The organism is Streptomyces sp. NPDC005483 (assembly GCF_040606035.1).
Lineage (GTDB): Bacteria > Actinomycetota > Actinomycetes > Streptomycetales > Streptomycetaceae > Streptomyces.
The window spans coordinates 175463-192388 of the sequence record NZ_JBEXEA010000007.1 but is presented as its reverse complement, the minus strand read 5'-3'; the positions used below and the strand labels follow the sequence as shown (position 1 = coordinate 192388).

Below are 16926 nucleotides of genomic sequence, written 5' to 3'. Positions count from 1 at the left end.
GCTCCTCGGCGGGCGGGCGTCGAGCGTATGCGGTGGAACACGCACCGGACAACGCACGGCACAGCACTCAGTTCCCTCCGAAAGCTGCACCCAGTGCCACATGAGGGGTTCGGATGCTACGTTCGCGACCATGAGCTCCCCCAAGCCCGCCATGCGGGACGCGCTGGTCGCGGCCGCCTTCCAGCTGTTCCTGGAACGGGGTTACGAGCAGACCACCGTGGACGACATCGTCGCGCTCGCCGGAGTCGGGCGCCGGTCGTTCTTCCGGTACTTCCCGTCCAAGGAGGACGTGGTCTTCCCCGACCACGAGCGGTGCCTGACCGACATGACGGCCTTCCTGGCGGCGAGCGACCCCGGGTGCGACCCGTTGGAACGGGTCTGCGAGGCGGTACGGCTGGTATTGCGCATGTACACCGAGAACCCGACCTTCTCGGTGCAGCGCTACCGGCTCACCAAGCAGGTGCCCGGCCTGCGCGCCTACGAGCTGTCCGTGGTGTGGCGCTACGAGCGCTCCTTCGCGGAGTATCTGCGCGGGCGCCTGAAGGGGCTGCACGACGGGACGCTCCGGGCCGACGTGATCGCGGCCGCCGTGGCCGCGGCGCACAACAACGCCCTGCGCTCCTGGCTGCGCTCGGACGGGCACGGCGACGCCGAGCAGGCGGTGGAGCACGCGCTCAACTATGTGCAGGCCGCCTTCGGGGCGCCCGGCGCGCCGTCCGCCGACGAGCCGCCTGAGGACGTGGTGGTGATCGTCTCCCGCCGCGGGGCCCCGCTGTGGCGGGTGGTCCAGGAGATCGAGTCCACGCTCGAACGGGACTGAGCCGCAGCGGCCGTAGGGCGAGAGCCAGCGGGCGCCCGGCACAAAAAGAGGGTACCCAGTACCTTTACGGCTGACACTCAGTGCCATACGCTGACGGCGTGCACGGCGGCACGAGGAGCCGAGCACGTCCGTGCACGGTTACCCGGGCACGTGGGATTCCGGCCGAGCGCAGGGAGTTGACCAGCGTGTACCACCACTCAGGCATTGCTCGTCAGGCAGTCGGCTCCGGGACGGGCGTACTCGAGCCCGCCGCGCCGGCCACGGACGCGATCCTCTTCCAGCGCTGCAGCTGGTGCGGTACGGCGATGTACCACCGGCTGCTGTGTCCGGTCTGTCAGGGCGGCGACCTGCGCACGGAGCGCAGCCAGGGCGTGGGCACGGTCCGCCACTCCACCGTGGTCCACCGCAACACCCCCGCCGCCCGCAACGTGTCACTGATCGAGCTGGCCGAGGGATTCGTGGTCCGGGGCCGTGTCATGGGCCCGCCCGCCGCGATCCACAGCGGAGACCGGGTGCGGATGTCCACGGCCAAGGACCCGGTGCGCGGCGAGCCGGTCTTCCAGCTGCTCGACGAGCCCTACCGCGCCTGGAGCTGACGCCTCGTCAACCCTGGGAGGTGTCAGGAGCCTTCGGTCTCACCACGCCCCGGGGATCAGATCACGCACCCGCACCGGCCGCCCCGTCTCGAAGCACCGGTTGGCGGCGACGCCCACGCCCAGCGCCAGGGCACCGTCCCGTTCGGTGGCCGTCGGATGCGTCGCGGCACCGGAGTCCTCGTTCACCGGCCCGGCAGCGGGATCCAGGGGCCCGAAGAGGGCGTCGAGCATGCGTGGGTCTCCCCCGCCGTGCGCCTCGTGCGCGGTGACGAGCGGCACGTCGACCGGCGGCTGCCACAGGGGCCGCAGGGTCAGACGCGCACCGCCCGCATGGTCGGCGGCGGTGTCCCCGTGCAGCGCACCGCTCGCCGAGGTGATCCTGGTCCGGGGCGCCTGCCAGCGGCTCTCCTCGACCTCCAGTTCCAGGCGCCCCGCGCTGCCGTTGAACATGACCCGGTAGCCCTCCCACGGGGAGTAGGCGGTGAGGTGGTACGTCATCGTCGCGCCCCGGGAGTACCGGACCAGGAGCGCCATGTCGTCCTCGATGGTGACGGGCCCGTCGAAGACGTTGCGGTCGCGCAGGTATCCGTCGTCCTGCTCGGCGTCCAGATACAGGGCGCGCAGGGTGTCGTCGGCGGCGAGGTCGAGGGCGAAGGGGTCGTCGGCGGCCGGCCCGGCCCCGTGGGCCCGGCTGTAGTCGCGGCGCAGGCCATGGCGTTCGCCCGCCTCACGGCCGTAGAAGCCGAGCCTCCCGTAGCCGAAGACCTCCTGCGGCTCGTCGGCGAGCCACCAGTTGACCAGGTCGAAGTGGTGGCTCGCCTTGTGGACCATCAGACCGCCGCTGTGCCGCTTCTCGCGGTGCCAGCGGCGGAAGTAGTCGGCTCCGTGCCGGGTGTCGAGGAGCCATTCGAAGTGCACGGAGAGGATCTCGCCGATCGCGCCGTCGGCGAGCAGGTCACGGACCTTCTCGTGCACGGGGTTGAAACGGTAGTTGAAGGCGACGGTGAGGGAGTTGCCGGTCTCCCGGACCGTGTCCAGGATGCGGGCGCAGCGGTCCGCGTCGACGGTCATCGGCTTCTCGGTGACCACCCGGCAGCCGGCCTGGAGGGCGGGGACGATGTAGCGGTCGTGTTCGGCGTCGACGGTGGTGACGACGACCTCGTCGATGTCCTCCTTGGCGAGGAGTTCGGGGAACCGTGCGGGCTCCCACTGGGCGGCGGCGGGTTCGCCGGCCGCGGCGAGCAGGCGGTTGTGGAAGGCCATGCGGGTGGGGCTGGGATCGCACAGGGCGGCGACGCGGTGGCCGGGGCGTGCGGCGAGGGCGCGGGTGAACAGGTGGGCGCGGTGGCCGGTTCCGACGACGGCCGCGCGGAGGCGGGGAGTTCGGCTCATGGAAAGCGCTTCCCCCGTGCGGTGATCCGCTAGTCCCCGCGGTCTCTCTGGCTTGATCACGTCGTTCGCCCGCGAACGGGCGCTCCGCACAGACAACCCACAGACGCCTCTCCCCCGTCCTATGTGACGCGAGAGGCGCCCGGGACCGACGGGACGTCTGCGCACGGGGTTTTGAGGAGAGACCATTGAACCCTGCCCGGCGAATATGTGTGACCGCCGTGGCGGTACTGGCGGCCCTGGCGGGATCGCCCGGACTGGCACAGGCTCAACAGCAGTCCCACGCGGGATCGTTGAGCGCGACGAACGACAACGGACTTCCGCCGGGGTGGCGGATCGACGGGGCGCGCGGGTCGCGTGAGCTGGTCTGGCGCGCGCCGAAGACCGTGCCCATGGGGGACGCACGCGTCGAGTTCCGCACCGGGAACCGGCTGCTCGGAGTGCCGAAGCCGGCGAAGGACGGGCGGACCTTCCGACTCGCCCTCGACAAGGCCGCCTCCACCGAACTGACGGACCTTCAGGTGACCGCGGCCGGGCGCCGGTTGGACGCGGCGGCCGACGAGCCGCGCGCATCCGACGCACGAGGAGTGCGGCTCCCCGCGCAGGCACCGGCGAACGGCGTCGACCCCGGCAAGCCCGGCTCGTACCGCACGGTCACGGGCGAGTACGACCTGGACCCCATACGCCTGCCGGGGTTCGCCACCCCGGTCGAGATGCGTGCCCAGGTGGTGGCACCGAAGGGTGCCACCGGCAGCCGGCCGCTCGCGCTGTTCCTGCACGGCCGTCACGCGACCTGCTACAAGCCGGGCAGCGAGGACGACGTGAACATCGACTGGCCCTGCGCGGACGGCTACAAGCCGATCCCCAGTGACAAGGGCTACCTGCGCGACCAGAAACTCCTGGCCTCCCAGGGCTATGTGACGGTGTCGATCTCGGCCAACGGCATCAACGCCCAGGACTGGCAGCCCGAGGACGCCGGCGCGCAGGCGCGTTCCTCGCTGGTGCGGCAGCACCTCGCCCGCTGGGCCGACTGGACCGCCCACCCCTCCACCGCCCCGGCCGTCGTACGTGAGGCGGCCAGGGCCGACCTCTCCCGGGTCCTGCTCGTCGGTCACTCGCGCGGCGGCGAGGGCGTCAACCGGGCCGCCATGGACAGCCTCTACCCGCCGCCCGCCGCCGAGGACGGCTACCGGGGGCCGGTGCGCTGGAAGGTGCGCGGGACCGTGCTCATCGGACCGACGATCTTCGGCCAGAATCCCGTCGCCGACGTGCCGTCCGTGGCCCTGCTGCCGGGCTGCGACGGCGATGTGTCGGACCTGCAGGGCGAGGACTTCGTCGACGGCACCCGCGGTGTCGGCAAGGGCACCGCGCTGCACAGCGCGGTCTACGTGGTCGGCGCCAACCACAACTACTTCAACAGCGAGTGGACCCCGGGCCAGGCCGAGGCACCGGCCGAGGACGACTTCGGGACCGACCCCGAGCAGCGGGACCCGGTGTGCTCGCCGGGTGCCGCCACCCGGCTGACCGCCGCCCAGCAGCACAAGGCGGGCTCCACCTACATCGCCGCGGCGGCCCGGCTCTTCCTCGCCGATGACGACCGGGTGCTTCCGCTGCTGGACGGTTCCGGCAGGCGGGCCCCGTCCGCCGACCCGGCCCGGGTGCTGACCCACGCGGTCGGCGGGCACCGCAGCGGCGGCTTCCTGCCGGACGCCGGGGTGAAGGTGAGCGGCGCCCGGCTGTGCTCGGCGATCGACCCGAACCCGGCCGTGGCCTGTCTGAGTCAGGAGACCTCCGGCTCGTCACCGCACTTCGCGTCGTGGGAGACGGAGAAGGAGACCGGTCGCGGCGCGGTGGCCCTGAAGTGGTCCGCGCCGGGCAGGGCCGCGCGCGTCACTCCGGCCAAGCCGCTCTCGCTCCACAGTTCGCAGAAGCTCGCGCTGCGCGTCTTCGTACCGCCGAACACGACCGGCACGAAGTTCGACGTGGCCGTCACCGACTCCTCGAACCGCCGGGTGACGCTGGGCCAGGTCGCGGTGGCGGGCCTGCCGGGTTCCGAGCGGACCGCGTCCTACTGGGCTCAGGAGCTGCGTGTCCCGCTGACGGCGGCGACCCGGGCCGGGCTCGATCTTCGGCACGTCAAGTCCCTTGATCTGACGCCCCGTTCGCGTTCCGGGCGGGCCTGGCTGATGGACGCCTGGGGCTGGGCGCCGGGCACTCCCGCGGTCAAGGCGGCCGCACTGCCCCGCGTCGACGTGGGCCGCACGATCGTCAAGGAGGGCGACTCCGGCACCCGCACCTACCGCATCCCGGTGAAGATCTCCGGGCACGGCAGCGGTCAGGTCCGCGTGTACGTCCTCGACCCCGCCACCGGGCGGTCCAAGAGCAGTCTGGTGACGGTACGGCCCGGCGGCCACGCGATCGACGTGCCGGTCGTGGTGAAGGGCGACACGAACTACGGCGAGGACGTGGAGCACGACATCGCCGTCAAGGCCGTGCACAACTCCGTCGTCGGCCAGCACCGGGGCGGGGTCACCGTCGAGAACGACGACCCCGAGCCGGTGGTCACCCTGTCGCCGGTCGCGGACCGGGTGACCGAGGGAGAGACGCTGACCTGGCGGCTGTCGATCGACGCGCCCACGGCGGTGGACCTCTGGGAGCCGGTGCGGGTCCTTCCGGTCACCGAGGGCACCGAACTGTCCACCAAGGACGTCGACCCGCAGTGGCTCAAGGACAACTCCGGTGACGTGCCCGACCCCGAGCGGCCGCTGTCCGACGCAAGCCTGTGGGTCTGGATGAACATCCCGCCCGGGAGCACCAGCGTGGACTTCGTCGTGCCGACCGTCCAGGACCAGGTGGCCGAGCCGGCCGAGTCGATGCGCCTCGCGCTGACCGACCGCAACGCCGTGCCGCTGCCCGACCGGCCGGTGCTCACGGGCACGGTGCTCGACCGGCCGTGAGCGTGACGCCGCACGGCGGCGCGTGATCGCCCTTCGAGCGGGGCCCGGAGTGACCGGGCCCCGCTCGTCACAAGGTCACACGGATGCCGACCGTCCCGTCCTGCCCTCTCCGCAGCCTGCTGCCGAGGAGTGTGAGCCGGCCGAGGAGGCCGTACTTGCGGGCCAAAAGCTGCCGGTAGCGGGCGGTGGTCGCCGCGTCGCAGATCTCCGCCGTGGCCGGGATCTGGTCACCGGTCGGGTTGCCCCGCAGGTCGCAGGGACCGACGAGGACGTCCGCGCGGGCCCGGATCCGTTTCACCTTCCAGGCGTCGGCGACCGTCCACACGCCGAGCGTGTCCCCGTCACGGACCACCCACACGGGGGTGGCGACCGGGCTGCCGTTCTTGCGGAAGCTGGTGAGCAGCAGGTACTTGCCCGCGCCCAGCCGCTCCAGCGGCGTGTCATTCATGACCGAAGTCTAGGCGGACACGTGCGACCGGCGCGGGTGCGGTGCGCTTCGGGAGCCGCGGCGACACCGGTCGGTGCCCGTGTGGCTGCGGCGCCCGACGAACCGGCCCGGCCGTCGGACCGGTGACGGCTCTTCGGCCCTCGTGGAGGTGCGGTGTCGTGGGGTCGACATGCTACGGCGCGCGGATGGGCGTACGACCGTGCCGGCGGGCGGCCTGCTGAGGACTGTCAGGCGCCGATCCCGGCCGTGGGCCACCACCGGCGGGCCGGACCCGGTTTTCGTGGCGCTCGGCCGACGGAACATGTGCAGGCCGGACCGCAGGCCATGGGTCGCCGAGTGGGTCCGGCCGGGTGGTGCGGGCCGTGTCCAGGCGTGGCTCGTGGCGGCCAGGTTGGACGTGCCGCTACACGTGGCCCGTGTCCTCGCCGCGGTCGAGGCCCGCATGCGTGGAGATTCGGCCAACGCACCTCCAAGCATGGCTGGTTGAGGTACCTCGGGGAGATCCCGCCGCACTGGATCACCGGCTGTCGTGAACGCGCCCGGCCCGGGCCGCGTATGCAAGGAGGGCACTCAACGACCGGAGGGCCCCGCGGTGCAGACACCGCTTTTTCTGGTTCGGGAGCCATGCATGAGGCACGCACGACGACGGGTCGTCCGGCGAGTGACACGGCTGGCGGCAGTCGGCGGACTCCTCCTGGGAGGTGTGATGGTCACGCGGGCCGTCGCGAGCGAGCCTCCCGCGGCCACCGCCGTGCCGCACACCTACGCCACGAAGGCGGGCCGGACGGGGGCGGAGCTCGTGTCGCGGCTCGGCAGCTCCCGTACGGCCGGCACGTGGATCGGCGCCGACGGCAAGCCGGTCGTCGCGGTCACCGACGAGCAGGCGGCCGCCGAGGTGCAAAAGGCGGGTGCCAAGGCCAAGGTCGTCGGGCACAGCATGGACGAGCTCAAGTCGGCGGCGAAGACGCTGCGTTCCGCGCCCCGGGTCGCCGGGACCGCCTGGTCCATGGACTACCGGACCAACGAGGTGGTGGTGCAGGGCGACAGCACCGTCTCGGCGTCCGACTGGGCCGCGATGACGAAGGTCGCGGACGGCATCGGCGGCTTCGTCCGCATGGAGCGCACCCAGGGCACCTTCACGCCCCGCCTGAACGGGGCGCAGCCGATCCTGTCGACCGGCGGACGCTGTTCGGCCGGGTTCAACGTGACCAACGGCCAGAGCGACTTCATCCTCACGGCCGGGCACTGCGGTCCCACCGGTTCGATCTGGTTCGCGGACACCGGCGGCAACAACCAGCTCGGCAGGACGGTCACCCAGAACTTCCCGGGCAACGACTTCTCGCTGGTGCAGTACGCCGACGGGAAGGCGGGCGACGGCGCCGGGGTCGTGTTCATCGGCAACGGCAAGGGCGTGCAGATCACCGGCGCGGGCGATCCGGCGATCGGGCAGCGGGTGTTCCGCAGCGGCAGCACCAGCGGGCTGCGCGACGGTCAGGTGACGGGGGTCAACTCGACGGTGAACTACCCGGAGGGCACGGTCACCGGGCTGATCGAGACGAACGTGTGCGCCGAACCCGGGGACAGCGGCGGCCCGATGTTCTCCGAGGGGATCGCGCTCGGCATCACCTCGGGCGGCAGCGGTGACTGCACCCAGGGCGGTACGACGTTCTTCCAGCCGGTGACCAAGGCGCTGACCGCGCTCGGCATGCGGTTGATCGTGTCGAACCCGGCCGCCGCCGGCGGGGCCTCTCCCGCACCGTCGGCGACTTCCGCGCAGGGCTCGATCGCACCTGGTGCCGCCTCTCCCGGTTCCTCGGCGGCGGTGGAGGGGGCCCAGGGCACGCCCCTGCTGAGCCGGCTCACCGACACCCGGAACGTCGGGCCCGGACTGCTGGTCGTCGGGGGAAGCCTGATCGCGCTGGTGGCGACGCGGTACATCCGCTCGGAACAGGACCGCAAGGCGTATCAGCGGTACTACTCGGCGACTTGGGGATGAGGCTGGAGGGCTCATCCCCGGCTGAGAAGGACCGTCGCGACTCCGGCCCCCACCAGGCCCACCACCTGTTTCCGGTTCAGCCGTTCATGCAGCAGGGCGAGTCCGAGGATCACGGGGAGGGCCGGGTAGAGGGAGGCCAGGACCACGGCGACGGCCAGCATCTGCCGTTGGGCGGCGAGCAGGTAGAGGATGAGCCCGAGGGCGGCGCCCGCTCCGACCAGCACCGCCTGACCGGCTCGCACGGGCGGCAGGCGCAGGCGCCGAGGGTGTCGCGCCGCCGCGGGCAGCAGGACGAGTACGGCGGCCACCCGCCCCGCGGCCACCGGCCACAGTCCGCTGGAGGCACCGGCCTGGGCGAGGGCGATGTATTGGAGCGCTACACCGGCACTGGCCAGCAGTCCGTCGGGAACGCCTCCGCCGTCGTCCTTGCCGCCGCCGCAGACCATCCAGAGCGCGGGCGCCGAGAGGACGATTCCCAGCCAGGCCACGGCGGTCGGCCGGTCGCCGAGGAGCACTCCGCACACCACGGAGAGGGCGACCCCGGTGACGGCGCTGACGGGCACGACCACGCTCATCGCTCCGTGACTCAGGCCACGGTTGAGGAAGTGCATGGCGGCGCCGCTTCCGAGTCCGGACAGGGCGCCCCACAGGAGGTCGACGGGACGTACGGCGTCGGCGGGGAGGAGAAGCGCGGCGGTGGTCGCGAGGAGCAGACCGCCGATCTGGCCGAGGAAGGTGACGGCGGCGAAGTGGGCGCGGCGGGACAGCAGACCGCCGGAGGTGGGGGCACCTCCCGGTTCGAGCGAAGCCGAGAACTGGGGGACGACGATGCCGTAGCAGACCGCTGAGGCCAGTGCGAGGAGAGGGCCCATCCCGTCAGGGGTGCCCAGGGACGGGGCGGTGATGCCCCGCGGGGTCAGGCCGCCGGGACCGGCTGCGGAGCGGCGGCGGCCCACTCCAGGACGAGGCGCTGGTACTCCTCGCGCTGCTCGCCGCTCAGTGTCCCGCCCGCCCGGCGCCACAGGGCCCGGATCTCCTCGTTGACCTCGTCGGCCGATCGATCGGTCACGGGTTCAACGCTGGTGGACATGGTGTGAAGCATACGGCCCCGAAAGTGAAGGCGCCGTGAGTAATCGCACCAGAAACGGACATATCCGACCGTGTTACTGATCACGTCCATCTGTCAAGGGGGCATCTGTCAAGAGGCGTGACCCGCTTCACACTTCGGCCACACCCAGGACCAGCACCTGGATCGCCAGTGCGGCGGCGCCGCGGGCCCAGTCGTGGAAGTCGGACACCCGGGTCTCCAGGTCGATCGGGGTGGCCAGAGGGTGGCGGTGGGAGCGGATGGTGTCCTCGACGGTCTTGCCGGCCACCTCCATCAGCCCGACCCCCTCTCCGGCGAGCATGATCTTCTGCGGCATGGCGAAGTTGGCAATCTGGGCGACCAGGACACCGAGGGCGCGCCCGGCCTCGTCGACGACGCGGGCGGGCATGGGGTCGCCCGCCGCGGCGAGGGCGAGGATCTCCTCGTAGGTGTGGTCGCGGCCGGTGGCGGCCTGCACCTGGTAGCGGATGCTGGGAATGGTGAGCAGGGAGACGGCGCTGCCGCGGTTGCCGTCGGGGGTGAGGGGCCCGTTGGGGTCGACGATCCAGTGCCGCCCGAAGCCCCGGTCCTCCTCGGCGTAGGGGACGCGCCGGCCGCCGAGGACCAGGCCGTAGCCGATGCCGGCACCGATAGTGAGGACGACGAAGCGGTCGAGGCCGCGTCCGGCGCCGAACCAGGTCTCGGCCTCGACGAGGGCGGCGACGTCGTTCTCGACGACCACCGGCAACCCCGTGCGTTCCTCGACGAGTTCACCGAGGGGGACGTCCCGCCAGTGCAGGAACGGCGATTCGCCGACCACGGCACGCTCCTGGACGAAGCCGCCGACACCGATGCCGATGCCGGCGAGCCGCGGGTACGCGCGGGCCAGTTCGCTCGTCATCTCCGCGAGCAGGTCGGCGACTTCGGCGGGGTCGTGGCTGGTGAGGGGTCGGTCGTGGCGGGCGACGATCGCGCTCCTGAGGGTGGTGACGACGCCGTAGACCATGTCCTCGGTGATCTTGAAGCCGATGAAGGACCGGGACTCGGCGACGACGTCGAGGGGCTGCGAGGGGCGCCCCTGTCGCGCCTCGGCCGGGGTGCCCGCCTCGGGGACCTCGATCAGCAGGCCCGACTCGATGAGGGGTTTGGTCAGCCGGGTGAGGCTGCCCGCGGAGAGGTCGAGGCGGCGGGCGAGTTCGGTGCGCGACAGCGGGCCGTGGACGAGCACCTCGATCGCCACCGAGCGCTCACCGGCGCTCAGCGGTAGCCAGCTGGCGGCAACTGCGGTCATGAAGGCAGACTCCCACATGATTTCTTTCGCAACAAAAGCAATGTGACCACACTAAGGCCGCGGTGGCGGCCCGGAAAAGATGTTCGCAGGCCCCTTGACGCCTGGATTCTTTCGCGACAAAAGTAAGTGGCCGAGGACGAGCCACCGAAGACGAGGGAGTCTCCCGATGACCATCGCCTCCAGCAGCCCTCCGTCGCGTCTGCCGCTCAGCGGCTCCGCGGGGGCACGGACCGAACCAGGCACGGAGCGTGGCTCAGGCGGGTCGAGCGGGGGCGACGGGCGCCTGGCCGCGGTGTTCATCGCCCCGGCCCTGATCGGCTTCGTGGTCTTCCTGCTCTGGCCGACGCTGCGGGGCATCTATCTGAGCTTCACCCGCTTCAACCTGCTGACCCCCGCGGAATGGGTGGGCCTCGCCAACTACGACCGGATGATCCACGACCCCATCTTCTGGGAGTCGCTGAAGGTCACCGTCGAGTACGTGGTCATCAACATCGGCGTCCAGACGGTCTCCGCCCTCGCCATCGCCGTGCTCCTGCAGCGCCTGACGCAGTCCCCGCTGCTGCGCGGGATCGTGCTCACGCCGTATCTGATGTCGAACGTCGTCGCGGGCCTGGTCTGGCTGTGGATCCTCGACAACCAGCTCGGCATCGGCAACGAGATCATCGCCGGGCTCGGCTTCGACCGCGTCCCCTTCCTCGCCGACGAGACCTGGGCGATCCCGACGATCGCCCTGATCAACGTGTGGCGGCACGTCGGCTACACCGCGCTGCTGCTGTTCGCGGGGCTCATGGCCATCCCGAACGACATGTACGAGGCGGCGAAGGTGGACGGCGCGAGCGAGTGGCGGATGTTCTGGCGGATCACCATGCCGCTGCTGAGGCCAGTTCTGGCGGTCGTTCTGATCATGACGGTGATCGGTTCGTTCCAGGTGTTCGACACCGTCGCCGTGACGACGGCGGGCGGCCCGGCGAACGCCACCAACGTGCTCCAGTTCTACATCTACCAATCGGCCTTCGGCCGCTTCCAGTTCGGCTACGCGTCGGCCATGTCGGTCGCCCTCCTGGTCGTGCTGAGCGCGATCACCGTCCTGCAGTACCGGCTCACCCGGGCCGGCCAGACCGACCTCGGCTGACCCGGAAGGAGTCGACATGGCTGCCGTGACCACCACCACGACGACACGCGTACGACCCACCCGGCGCCGTTCCCTCTCCCCCGGCCGGGTCCTGGCCTGGACGGCGATGGGCGCGATCGTGCTCGTGACCCTGCTGCCGTTCTACTGGATCCTGCGCACCGCGCTGTCCACCAACTCGGGGCTGGCCGCCCACGCATCCGACCCGTTGCCGGTGGACCTGACCGGCACCGGATTCGCCCGCGCCCTGGGCCTGGAGTCCACGAAGGACGCGATCGCGCAGGGCGGCGCGGGCGGCGGGCTGAAGTTCTGGCGCTATCTGCTCAACTCGGTGATCGTCTCCACCCTGGTGACCGTCTGCCAGATCTTCTTCTCCGCGATGGCCGCCTACGCCTTCGCACGGCTGCGCTGGCGGGGCCGCGACAAGGTGTTCGCGCTGTTCCTCGCCGGGCTGATGGTGCCGACCATCTTCACCCTGCTGCCGAACTTCGTGCTCATCAAGGAACTCGGCTTGATCGACAACCTGTTGGGCATCGCGTTGCCGACGATGTTCATGACGCCGTTCGCGGTGTTCTTCCTGCGGCAGTTCTTCATGAACGTGCCCCGCGAGGTCGAGGAGGCGGCCCTGCTGGACGGCGCCGGGAAGGTGCGGATCTTCTTCCGGGTGCTGCTGCCGATGGCGTCCGCCCCGGTGCTCACCCTGGCCGTGCTGACGTACATCACGTCCTGGAACGACTACTTCTGGCCCCTGATGGTGTCCTACAGCGACAGTTCACGCGTGCTGCCGGTAGCGCTGGCCATCTTCCGCGCCCAGACCCCGCAAACCGGCGTCGACTGGTCGGGCCTCATGGCGGCGACGCTCATCGCCGCGCTGCCGATGCTGCTCCTGTTCGGGTTCTTCGCCCGCCGCATCGTGTCCACCATCAGCTTCACCGGGATCAAGTGAGGGACTCGTGATGCGACTTCGTACGCTGACCGCACTGGCCGGCGCACTGGCCCTCTGTCTGACGGGGTGTGCGCGCGGCGGCTCCGCCGGGTCCTCCTCGAACACCGTCACGTACTGGCTGTGGGACTCCAACCAGCAGCCCGCCTACCAGGCCTGCGCCAAGGACTTCGAGAAGCAGAACCCCGGCCTGCACGTGAAGATCACCCAGTTGGGCTGGGACGACTACTGGACCAAGCTCACCGCGAGCTTCATCGCGGGCACCGAGCCCGACGTGTTCACCGACCACATCCAGAAGTTCGGCCAGTTCGCCGACCTGAAGGTCCTCGAACCGCTCGACGACCTGGGCATCGACGAGTCCGCCTACCAGCCCGGCCTTGCGGCCAACTGGATGGGCCAGGACGGCCACCGGTACGGTGCCCCGAAGGACTGGGACACCGTCGCCCTCTTCTACAACAGGAAGATGACCGACGCGGCCGGGCTCACCGCGGCACAGCTGAACGACCTGGCCTGGAACCCCGAGGACGGTGGCACCTTCGAGAAGGCCATCGCCCACCTCACCGTCGACAAGAACGGCAAGCGCGGCGACGAGCCCGGCTTCGACAAGAACAACGTCAAGGTGTACGGCCTCGCCACCAACGGCGGCGGCGACGGCGACGGCCAGACCCAGTGGAGCAACTTCACCGCCTCCGCCGGATGGAACTACACGGACAAGAAGCGGTGGGGCACGAAGTACCGGTACGACAGCCCCGCCTTCCAGTCGACCATCAAGTGGTACTTCGGACTGGCGAAGAAGGGCTACATGGCGCCCTTCACCGACTACAACTCCCAGTCCAACCAGGCCAACACCCAGGTCGCGGCCGGCAAGGCGGCGACCGCCTTCGACGGGGCCTGGATGATCTCGACGTACGCCGGCTTCAAGGGCCTCGACATGCGCACCGCCGTCACCCCCGAAGGCCCCACCGGCAAGCGCGCCACCATGATGAACGGCCTCGCCGACTCCATCACCAAGAACGCCCGCAACAAGGAAGGCGCCCGCAAGTGGGTGACGTACCTGTCCTCCGCCGAGTGCCAGAAGACGGTGGGCGGTTACGGCATCGTCTTCCCGGCCACCCCTGACGGCACCGCCGCCGCCGTGGCCGCGTACAAGAAGAAGGGCATCGACGTCACGGCGTTCACGAGGCCGGTCGCCGACAAGAAGGACTTCGCGACCTTCTCCTATCCGATCACCAACTACGCGGCGGACGTGTTCGCGTTGATGCACCCCGCCATGCAGGACATCTTCGGCAACGGCAAGTCCGTGACCGGCCTCGACCGGACCAACGACCAGATCAACCTGATCCTCTCGCAGTGATCACGCGACCAGTGAAGGACACACCCCGCATGACGTTCTCCCTCGGCATCGTCGGCGCCGGCCAGTTCTCCGGCCAGTTCGCCACGCTGTTCCAGGCCCACCCCGGTGTCGGCGACGTCTACGTCACCGATCTGCTGCCCGAACGGGCCGAGCAGCTCGCCTCGGCGCAGGGGCTGGCCGGCACCTTCCCCACCTACGAGGCCATGCTGGAGTCGAGGGAGGTCGACGCGGTCGCGATCTTCACCCAGCGCTGGACGCACGGCCCCCTGGTGCTCCAGGGCCTGAACGCCGGCAAGCACGTGTACTCTGCGGTGCCCATGGCGATCACCGCCGAGGAGATTGCGGCGATCATCGACGCGGTCCGGGCCACCGGGCTGACGTACATGATGGGCGAGACCAGCCAGTACAACCCGGCGACCGTGCACGCCCGCAACCAGATCGCCGAGGGCGCCTTCGGGCGGCTCTTCTACGCCGAGGGCGACTACGTCCACGACATGGATCTGGGGTTCTACGAGGCGTACCAGTACAGCGGCGGCGAGAAGTGGAAGGAGACCGCCAGCTATCCCCCGCTGCTCTACCCCACGCACTCGGTGGGCGGGGTTCTGGGCGCCTGGCAGACGCACGCGGTGAGCGTGTCGGCGATCGGTGTGGTGGACGACCGCGCGGACGGTGTGTTCGACAAGGAGGTCAGCCAGTTCGGCAACGACTTCTCCAACGCGACCGCGCTGTTCGAGGTGGCGGGCGGCGGGTCGTTCCGTACGAACGAGTTCCGGCGGGTCGGCTACCCCTCCCACATCCGGGAGTCGCGTTTCCGGTTCTTCGGGACCGAGGCGAGCATGGAACAGCTGGCCACGGTCGCCTTCTGGCAGGACAAGAAGGGCGTGAAGGACATCAGCGAGCTGCTGGAGCCCAAGCCCACCATGTCTCCTGACGACCCGTCACTTCAGCACATCGCGCCGGAGCTCCGGGCCGCGTTCACCTCGGGCTCGGCGCCCGTGCACGACCGGTCGCGGCTGCCGCGCGAGTTCGACAACCTGCACAACGGCCACGAGGGCAGCCACCACTTCCTGGTGGACGACTTCGTGACCGCGGTGAACACCCGCACCCTGCCGACGGTGAACGCCTGGGTGGCGGCCCGCTACACCCTGCCGGGCATCGTCGCGCACGACTCCGCGCGGCGGGGTGGGGCGAGGCTGGAGATCGCGGACTTCGGGGACGCGCCTGACGCGTGAGCCGTGTCGCCGCGCCGGGCGCCTGGTGTCTCAGGTGCCCGGCTTGCGGCCGTACACGAAGACGTCGTCGCCCTTCTTCAGCAGCGACCAGTACTTCTTGGCGTCCTTCGGGGTCATGTTGGTGCAGCCGTGGGAGCCGGGCGGGTTCCACATGCTGAGGTTCACCGAGTGGAAGGCCTGGCCGCCGTCGAAGAACTGGCTGTAGGGCATCGGCACGTTGTAGATCGACGACACGTGGTCGATGTCACGCCAGTAGATCTTCTTCAGGCCGGTGCGGGTCTCGTAGCCGTCACGGCCGGTGCGGACCGGAACCGGGCCGTACACGAGCCGGTCGCCGTCCTGGATCCAGCTCAGCTGGAGGGTGAGGTTCACACAGGCGATGCGGCCCTTGTTCGTCGGGCACTTGCCGTCCCTGTTCGGGTGGCTGCCGACGGCCTTCTGCTTGTTCATCAGGTCCATCACTCCCCAGGTGACGGATCCCGCGTAGCCGATGTTCGGGGTGATGCCGTGCTTGGTCTGGAAGGCCTTGATCGCCTTGCAGTCGGCGGTGGACTGGCTGCCGTCGACCGGGCGGCCGAGGAACTTCTCCACCTGCTTCTGGTACGGCCCCGCCTGCGTGGTGCAGCTCGCCGCCTGAGCGGGCGCGGCGCCCAGCGCGATCGTCAGCGGTGCGACGAGTCCGGTGATCCCGAGTGCGACGGCACCCCGTCTGCGTATGTCCCCCATGGCCCTGTCCCCTTCATAGGTCCTGCGATCTCAACTCTCCAGACGGGTCCGCGCGCCACTTCGTTGTACGGCGGGCCACCCTGGGACGAAACGGTGACACAGCTCAGGTCGCAGCCCCCCGGCCCGGATGGACCGCCGCGTGGAAACCGGTGTTGACCGCGGTGAGACCTCCGTCGACCACCAGGGTCGTGCCGGTGATCCACGCGGCGTCGCGGGAGGCGAGGAAGGCGACGGCGGCGGCGACGTCCTCGGGTTCTCCCACCCGGCCGAGAGGATACAGCCGCCGCATCTCGGTGAGCTCGCCCTCCCTCCCTTCCCAGGCGGAGGTGCGGACCGTGCCCGGGACGACCAGGTTGACGCGGACCCCGCGGGCGGCCGCGTGGCCGGCGAGGGTACGGGTCAGCGAGCCGAGGCCCGCCTTGGCGGCGCTGTAGGCGTGGTTGCCGAAGTCCTGGAGGCCGTTGACGGAACCGATGGTGACGATCGCTCCCCGGCCGGAGGCGACCAGGTGCGGGAGCGCCGCGCGCGAGCAGCGGTACGGACCACTGAGGGTGATGTCCAGGTCACGCGCCCACTCGTCGTCGGAGTCGTCCTCGAAGAGCGGGGTCTCCGGGGTGCACCGGGCGGCGCAGTTGACCAGGACGTCGAGCGCACCGAACGCCGCCACGGCGTGGGCGACGGCCGCCTCGACGGCCGTACGGTCCGCCACGTCGCACTCCAGCGCCTCCGCGGTCAGCCCCTTCTCGCGCAGGCGCGCGGCCGTCTCCTCGACCACCTGCCCGTCGCGGTCGGTCAGCAGCACCCGCGCCCCCTCCTCGGCGAGCCGACGGGCCGCGGCCGCGCCGATACCGCGGGCGGCGCCGGTGACCAGTGCCGTGTATCCCTCGAAGCGCTCGGAGTGAGTCATGGGCCGAAGATAACGGCAGCGCGAGGGGTACTACCGGGCCGTACGGGAAAT

Annotated in this window: 15 protein-coding genes; 8 read left to right on the top strand and 7 right to left on the bottom strand. The window is 70.5% G+C overall.

Translation table 11 applies throughout. The features are described 5' to 3' along the window. Positions 1-130 precede the first annotated feature (130 nt). Both ABZT06_RS15915 and ABZT06_RS15910 read left to right on the top strand, forming a co-directional pair. A complete protein-coding gene (locus tag ABZT06_RS15915; protein WP_355740509.1) occupies positions 131-820 on the top strand; it encodes a TetR family transcriptional regulator in 690 nt (229 codons plus the stop codon). Positions 821-1005: 185 nt separating this feature from the next. Next, the gene (locus tag ABZT06_RS15910; protein WP_355740507.1) at positions 1006-1416 is read left to right on the top strand and encodes an OB-fold domain-containing protein; all 411 of its coding nucleotides are present in this window, start codon (positions 1006-1008) and stop codon (positions 1414-1416) included. A gap of 39 nt (positions 1417-1455) precedes the next feature. Here the strand turns inward: ABZT06_RS15910 and ABZT06_RS15905 are convergent, their stop codons facing one another. Then, positions 1456-2808: a Gfo/Idh/MocA family oxidoreductase gene (locus ABZT06_RS15905; protein WP_355740505.1), complete on the bottom strand. Its 1353-nt coding sequence runs from the start codon at positions 2806-2808 to the stop codon at positions 1456-1458. Between the two features lie 209 nt (positions 2809-3017). Between ABZT06_RS15905 and ABZT06_RS15900 the strand changes: the two genes are divergently transcribed. Beyond that, complete coding sequence (locus ABZT06_RS15900; RefSeq protein WP_355740503.1) at positions 3018-5762, top strand: hypothetical protein; 2745 nt, start codon at positions 3018-3020, stop codon at positions 5760-5762. Between the two features lie 67 nt (positions 5763-5829). Here ABZT06_RS15900 and ABZT06_RS15895 read toward each other — a convergent pair whose 3' ends face one another. Then, on the bottom strand, positions 5830-6210 hold the full coding sequence (locus ABZT06_RS15895; RefSeq protein WP_355740501.1) for a PPOX class F420-dependent oxidoreductase: 381 nt from the start codon (positions 6208-6210) through the stop codon (positions 5830-5832). Between the two features lie 628 nt (positions 6211-6838). Here ABZT06_RS15895 and ABZT06_RS15890 point away from each other — a divergent pair. After that, the gene (locus ABZT06_RS15890; protein ID WP_355740499.1) at positions 6839-8206 is read left to right on the top strand and encodes a S1 family peptidase; all 1368 of its coding nucleotides are present in this window, start codon (positions 6839-6841) and stop codon (positions 8204-8206) included. 11 nt (positions 8207-8217) lie between these two features. Here ABZT06_RS15890 and ABZT06_RS15885 read toward each other — a convergent pair whose 3' ends face one another. The 3 genes from ABZT06_RS15885 to ABZT06_RS15875 form a co-directional block, all read right to left on the bottom strand. Continuing rightward, positions 8218-9078 (bottom strand): DMT family transporter, encoded by an 861-nt coding sequence (locus tag ABZT06_RS15885; protein WP_355740497.1) that lies wholly within the window; start codon positions 9076-9078, stop codon positions 8218-8220. A gap of 44 nt (positions 9079-9122) precedes the next feature. Continuing rightward, on the bottom strand, positions 9123-9308 hold the full coding sequence (locus ABZT06_RS15880) for a hypothetical protein (protein ID WP_355740495.1): 186 nt from the start codon (positions 9306-9308) through the stop codon (positions 9123-9125). A gap of 115 nt (positions 9309-9423) precedes the next feature. Next, a complete protein-coding gene (locus tag ABZT06_RS15875) occupies positions 9424-10584 on the bottom strand; it encodes an ROK family transcriptional regulator (RefSeq protein ID WP_355740493.1) in 1161 nt (386 codons plus the stop codon). Positions 10585-10750: 166 nt separating this feature from the next. On the opposite strand from ABZT06_RS15875, the gene ABZT06_RS15870 reads away from it, so the two are divergent. From ABZT06_RS15870 to ABZT06_RS15855, 4 genes are read left to right on the top strand one after another with little or no spacing between them, the layout of a single operon-like run. After that, complete coding sequence (locus ABZT06_RS15870; RefSeq protein ID WP_355740491.1) at positions 10751-11716, top strand: sugar ABC transporter permease; 966 nt, start codon at positions 10751-10753, stop codon at positions 11714-11716. A 16-nt stretch (positions 11717-11732) separates the two neighbouring features. Next, complete coding sequence (locus tag ABZT06_RS15865; protein WP_355740489.1) at positions 11733-12659, top strand: carbohydrate ABC transporter permease; 927 nt, start codon at positions 11733-11735, stop codon at positions 12657-12659. Positions 12660-12669: 10 nt separating this feature from the next. Then, positions 12670-14010 carry a sugar ABC transporter substrate-binding protein gene (locus tag ABZT06_RS15860; protein ID WP_355740487.1) on the top strand — a complete coding sequence of 447 codons (1341 nt, stop codon included), beginning with the start codon at positions 12670-12672 and terminating at the stop codon, positions 14008-14010. Positions 14011-14039: 29 nt separating this feature from the next. Further along, positions 14040-15242, top strand: a complete 1203-nt coding sequence (locus ABZT06_RS15855) for a Gfo/Idh/MocA family oxidoreductase (protein WP_355740485.1) — start codon at positions 14040-14042, stop codon at positions 15240-15242. Between the two features lie 30 nt (positions 15243-15272). Here ABZT06_RS15855 and ABZT06_RS15850 read toward each other — a convergent pair whose 3' ends face one another. Together ABZT06_RS15850 and ABZT06_RS15845 are read right to left on the bottom strand one after the other, a co-directional pair. Then, positions 15273-15968 carry a L,D-transpeptidase family protein gene (locus ABZT06_RS15850; RefSeq protein ID WP_355740483.1) on the bottom strand — a complete coding sequence of 232 codons (696 nt, stop codon included), beginning with the start codon at positions 15966-15968 and terminating at the stop codon, positions 15273-15275. Between the two features lie 103 nt (positions 15969-16071). Beyond that, a complete protein-coding gene (locus tag ABZT06_RS15845; protein ID WP_355740481.1) occupies positions 16072-16875 on the bottom strand; it encodes an SDR family NAD(P)-dependent oxidoreductase in 804 nt (267 codons plus the stop codon). Positions 16876-16926: the final 51 nt, after the last annotated feature.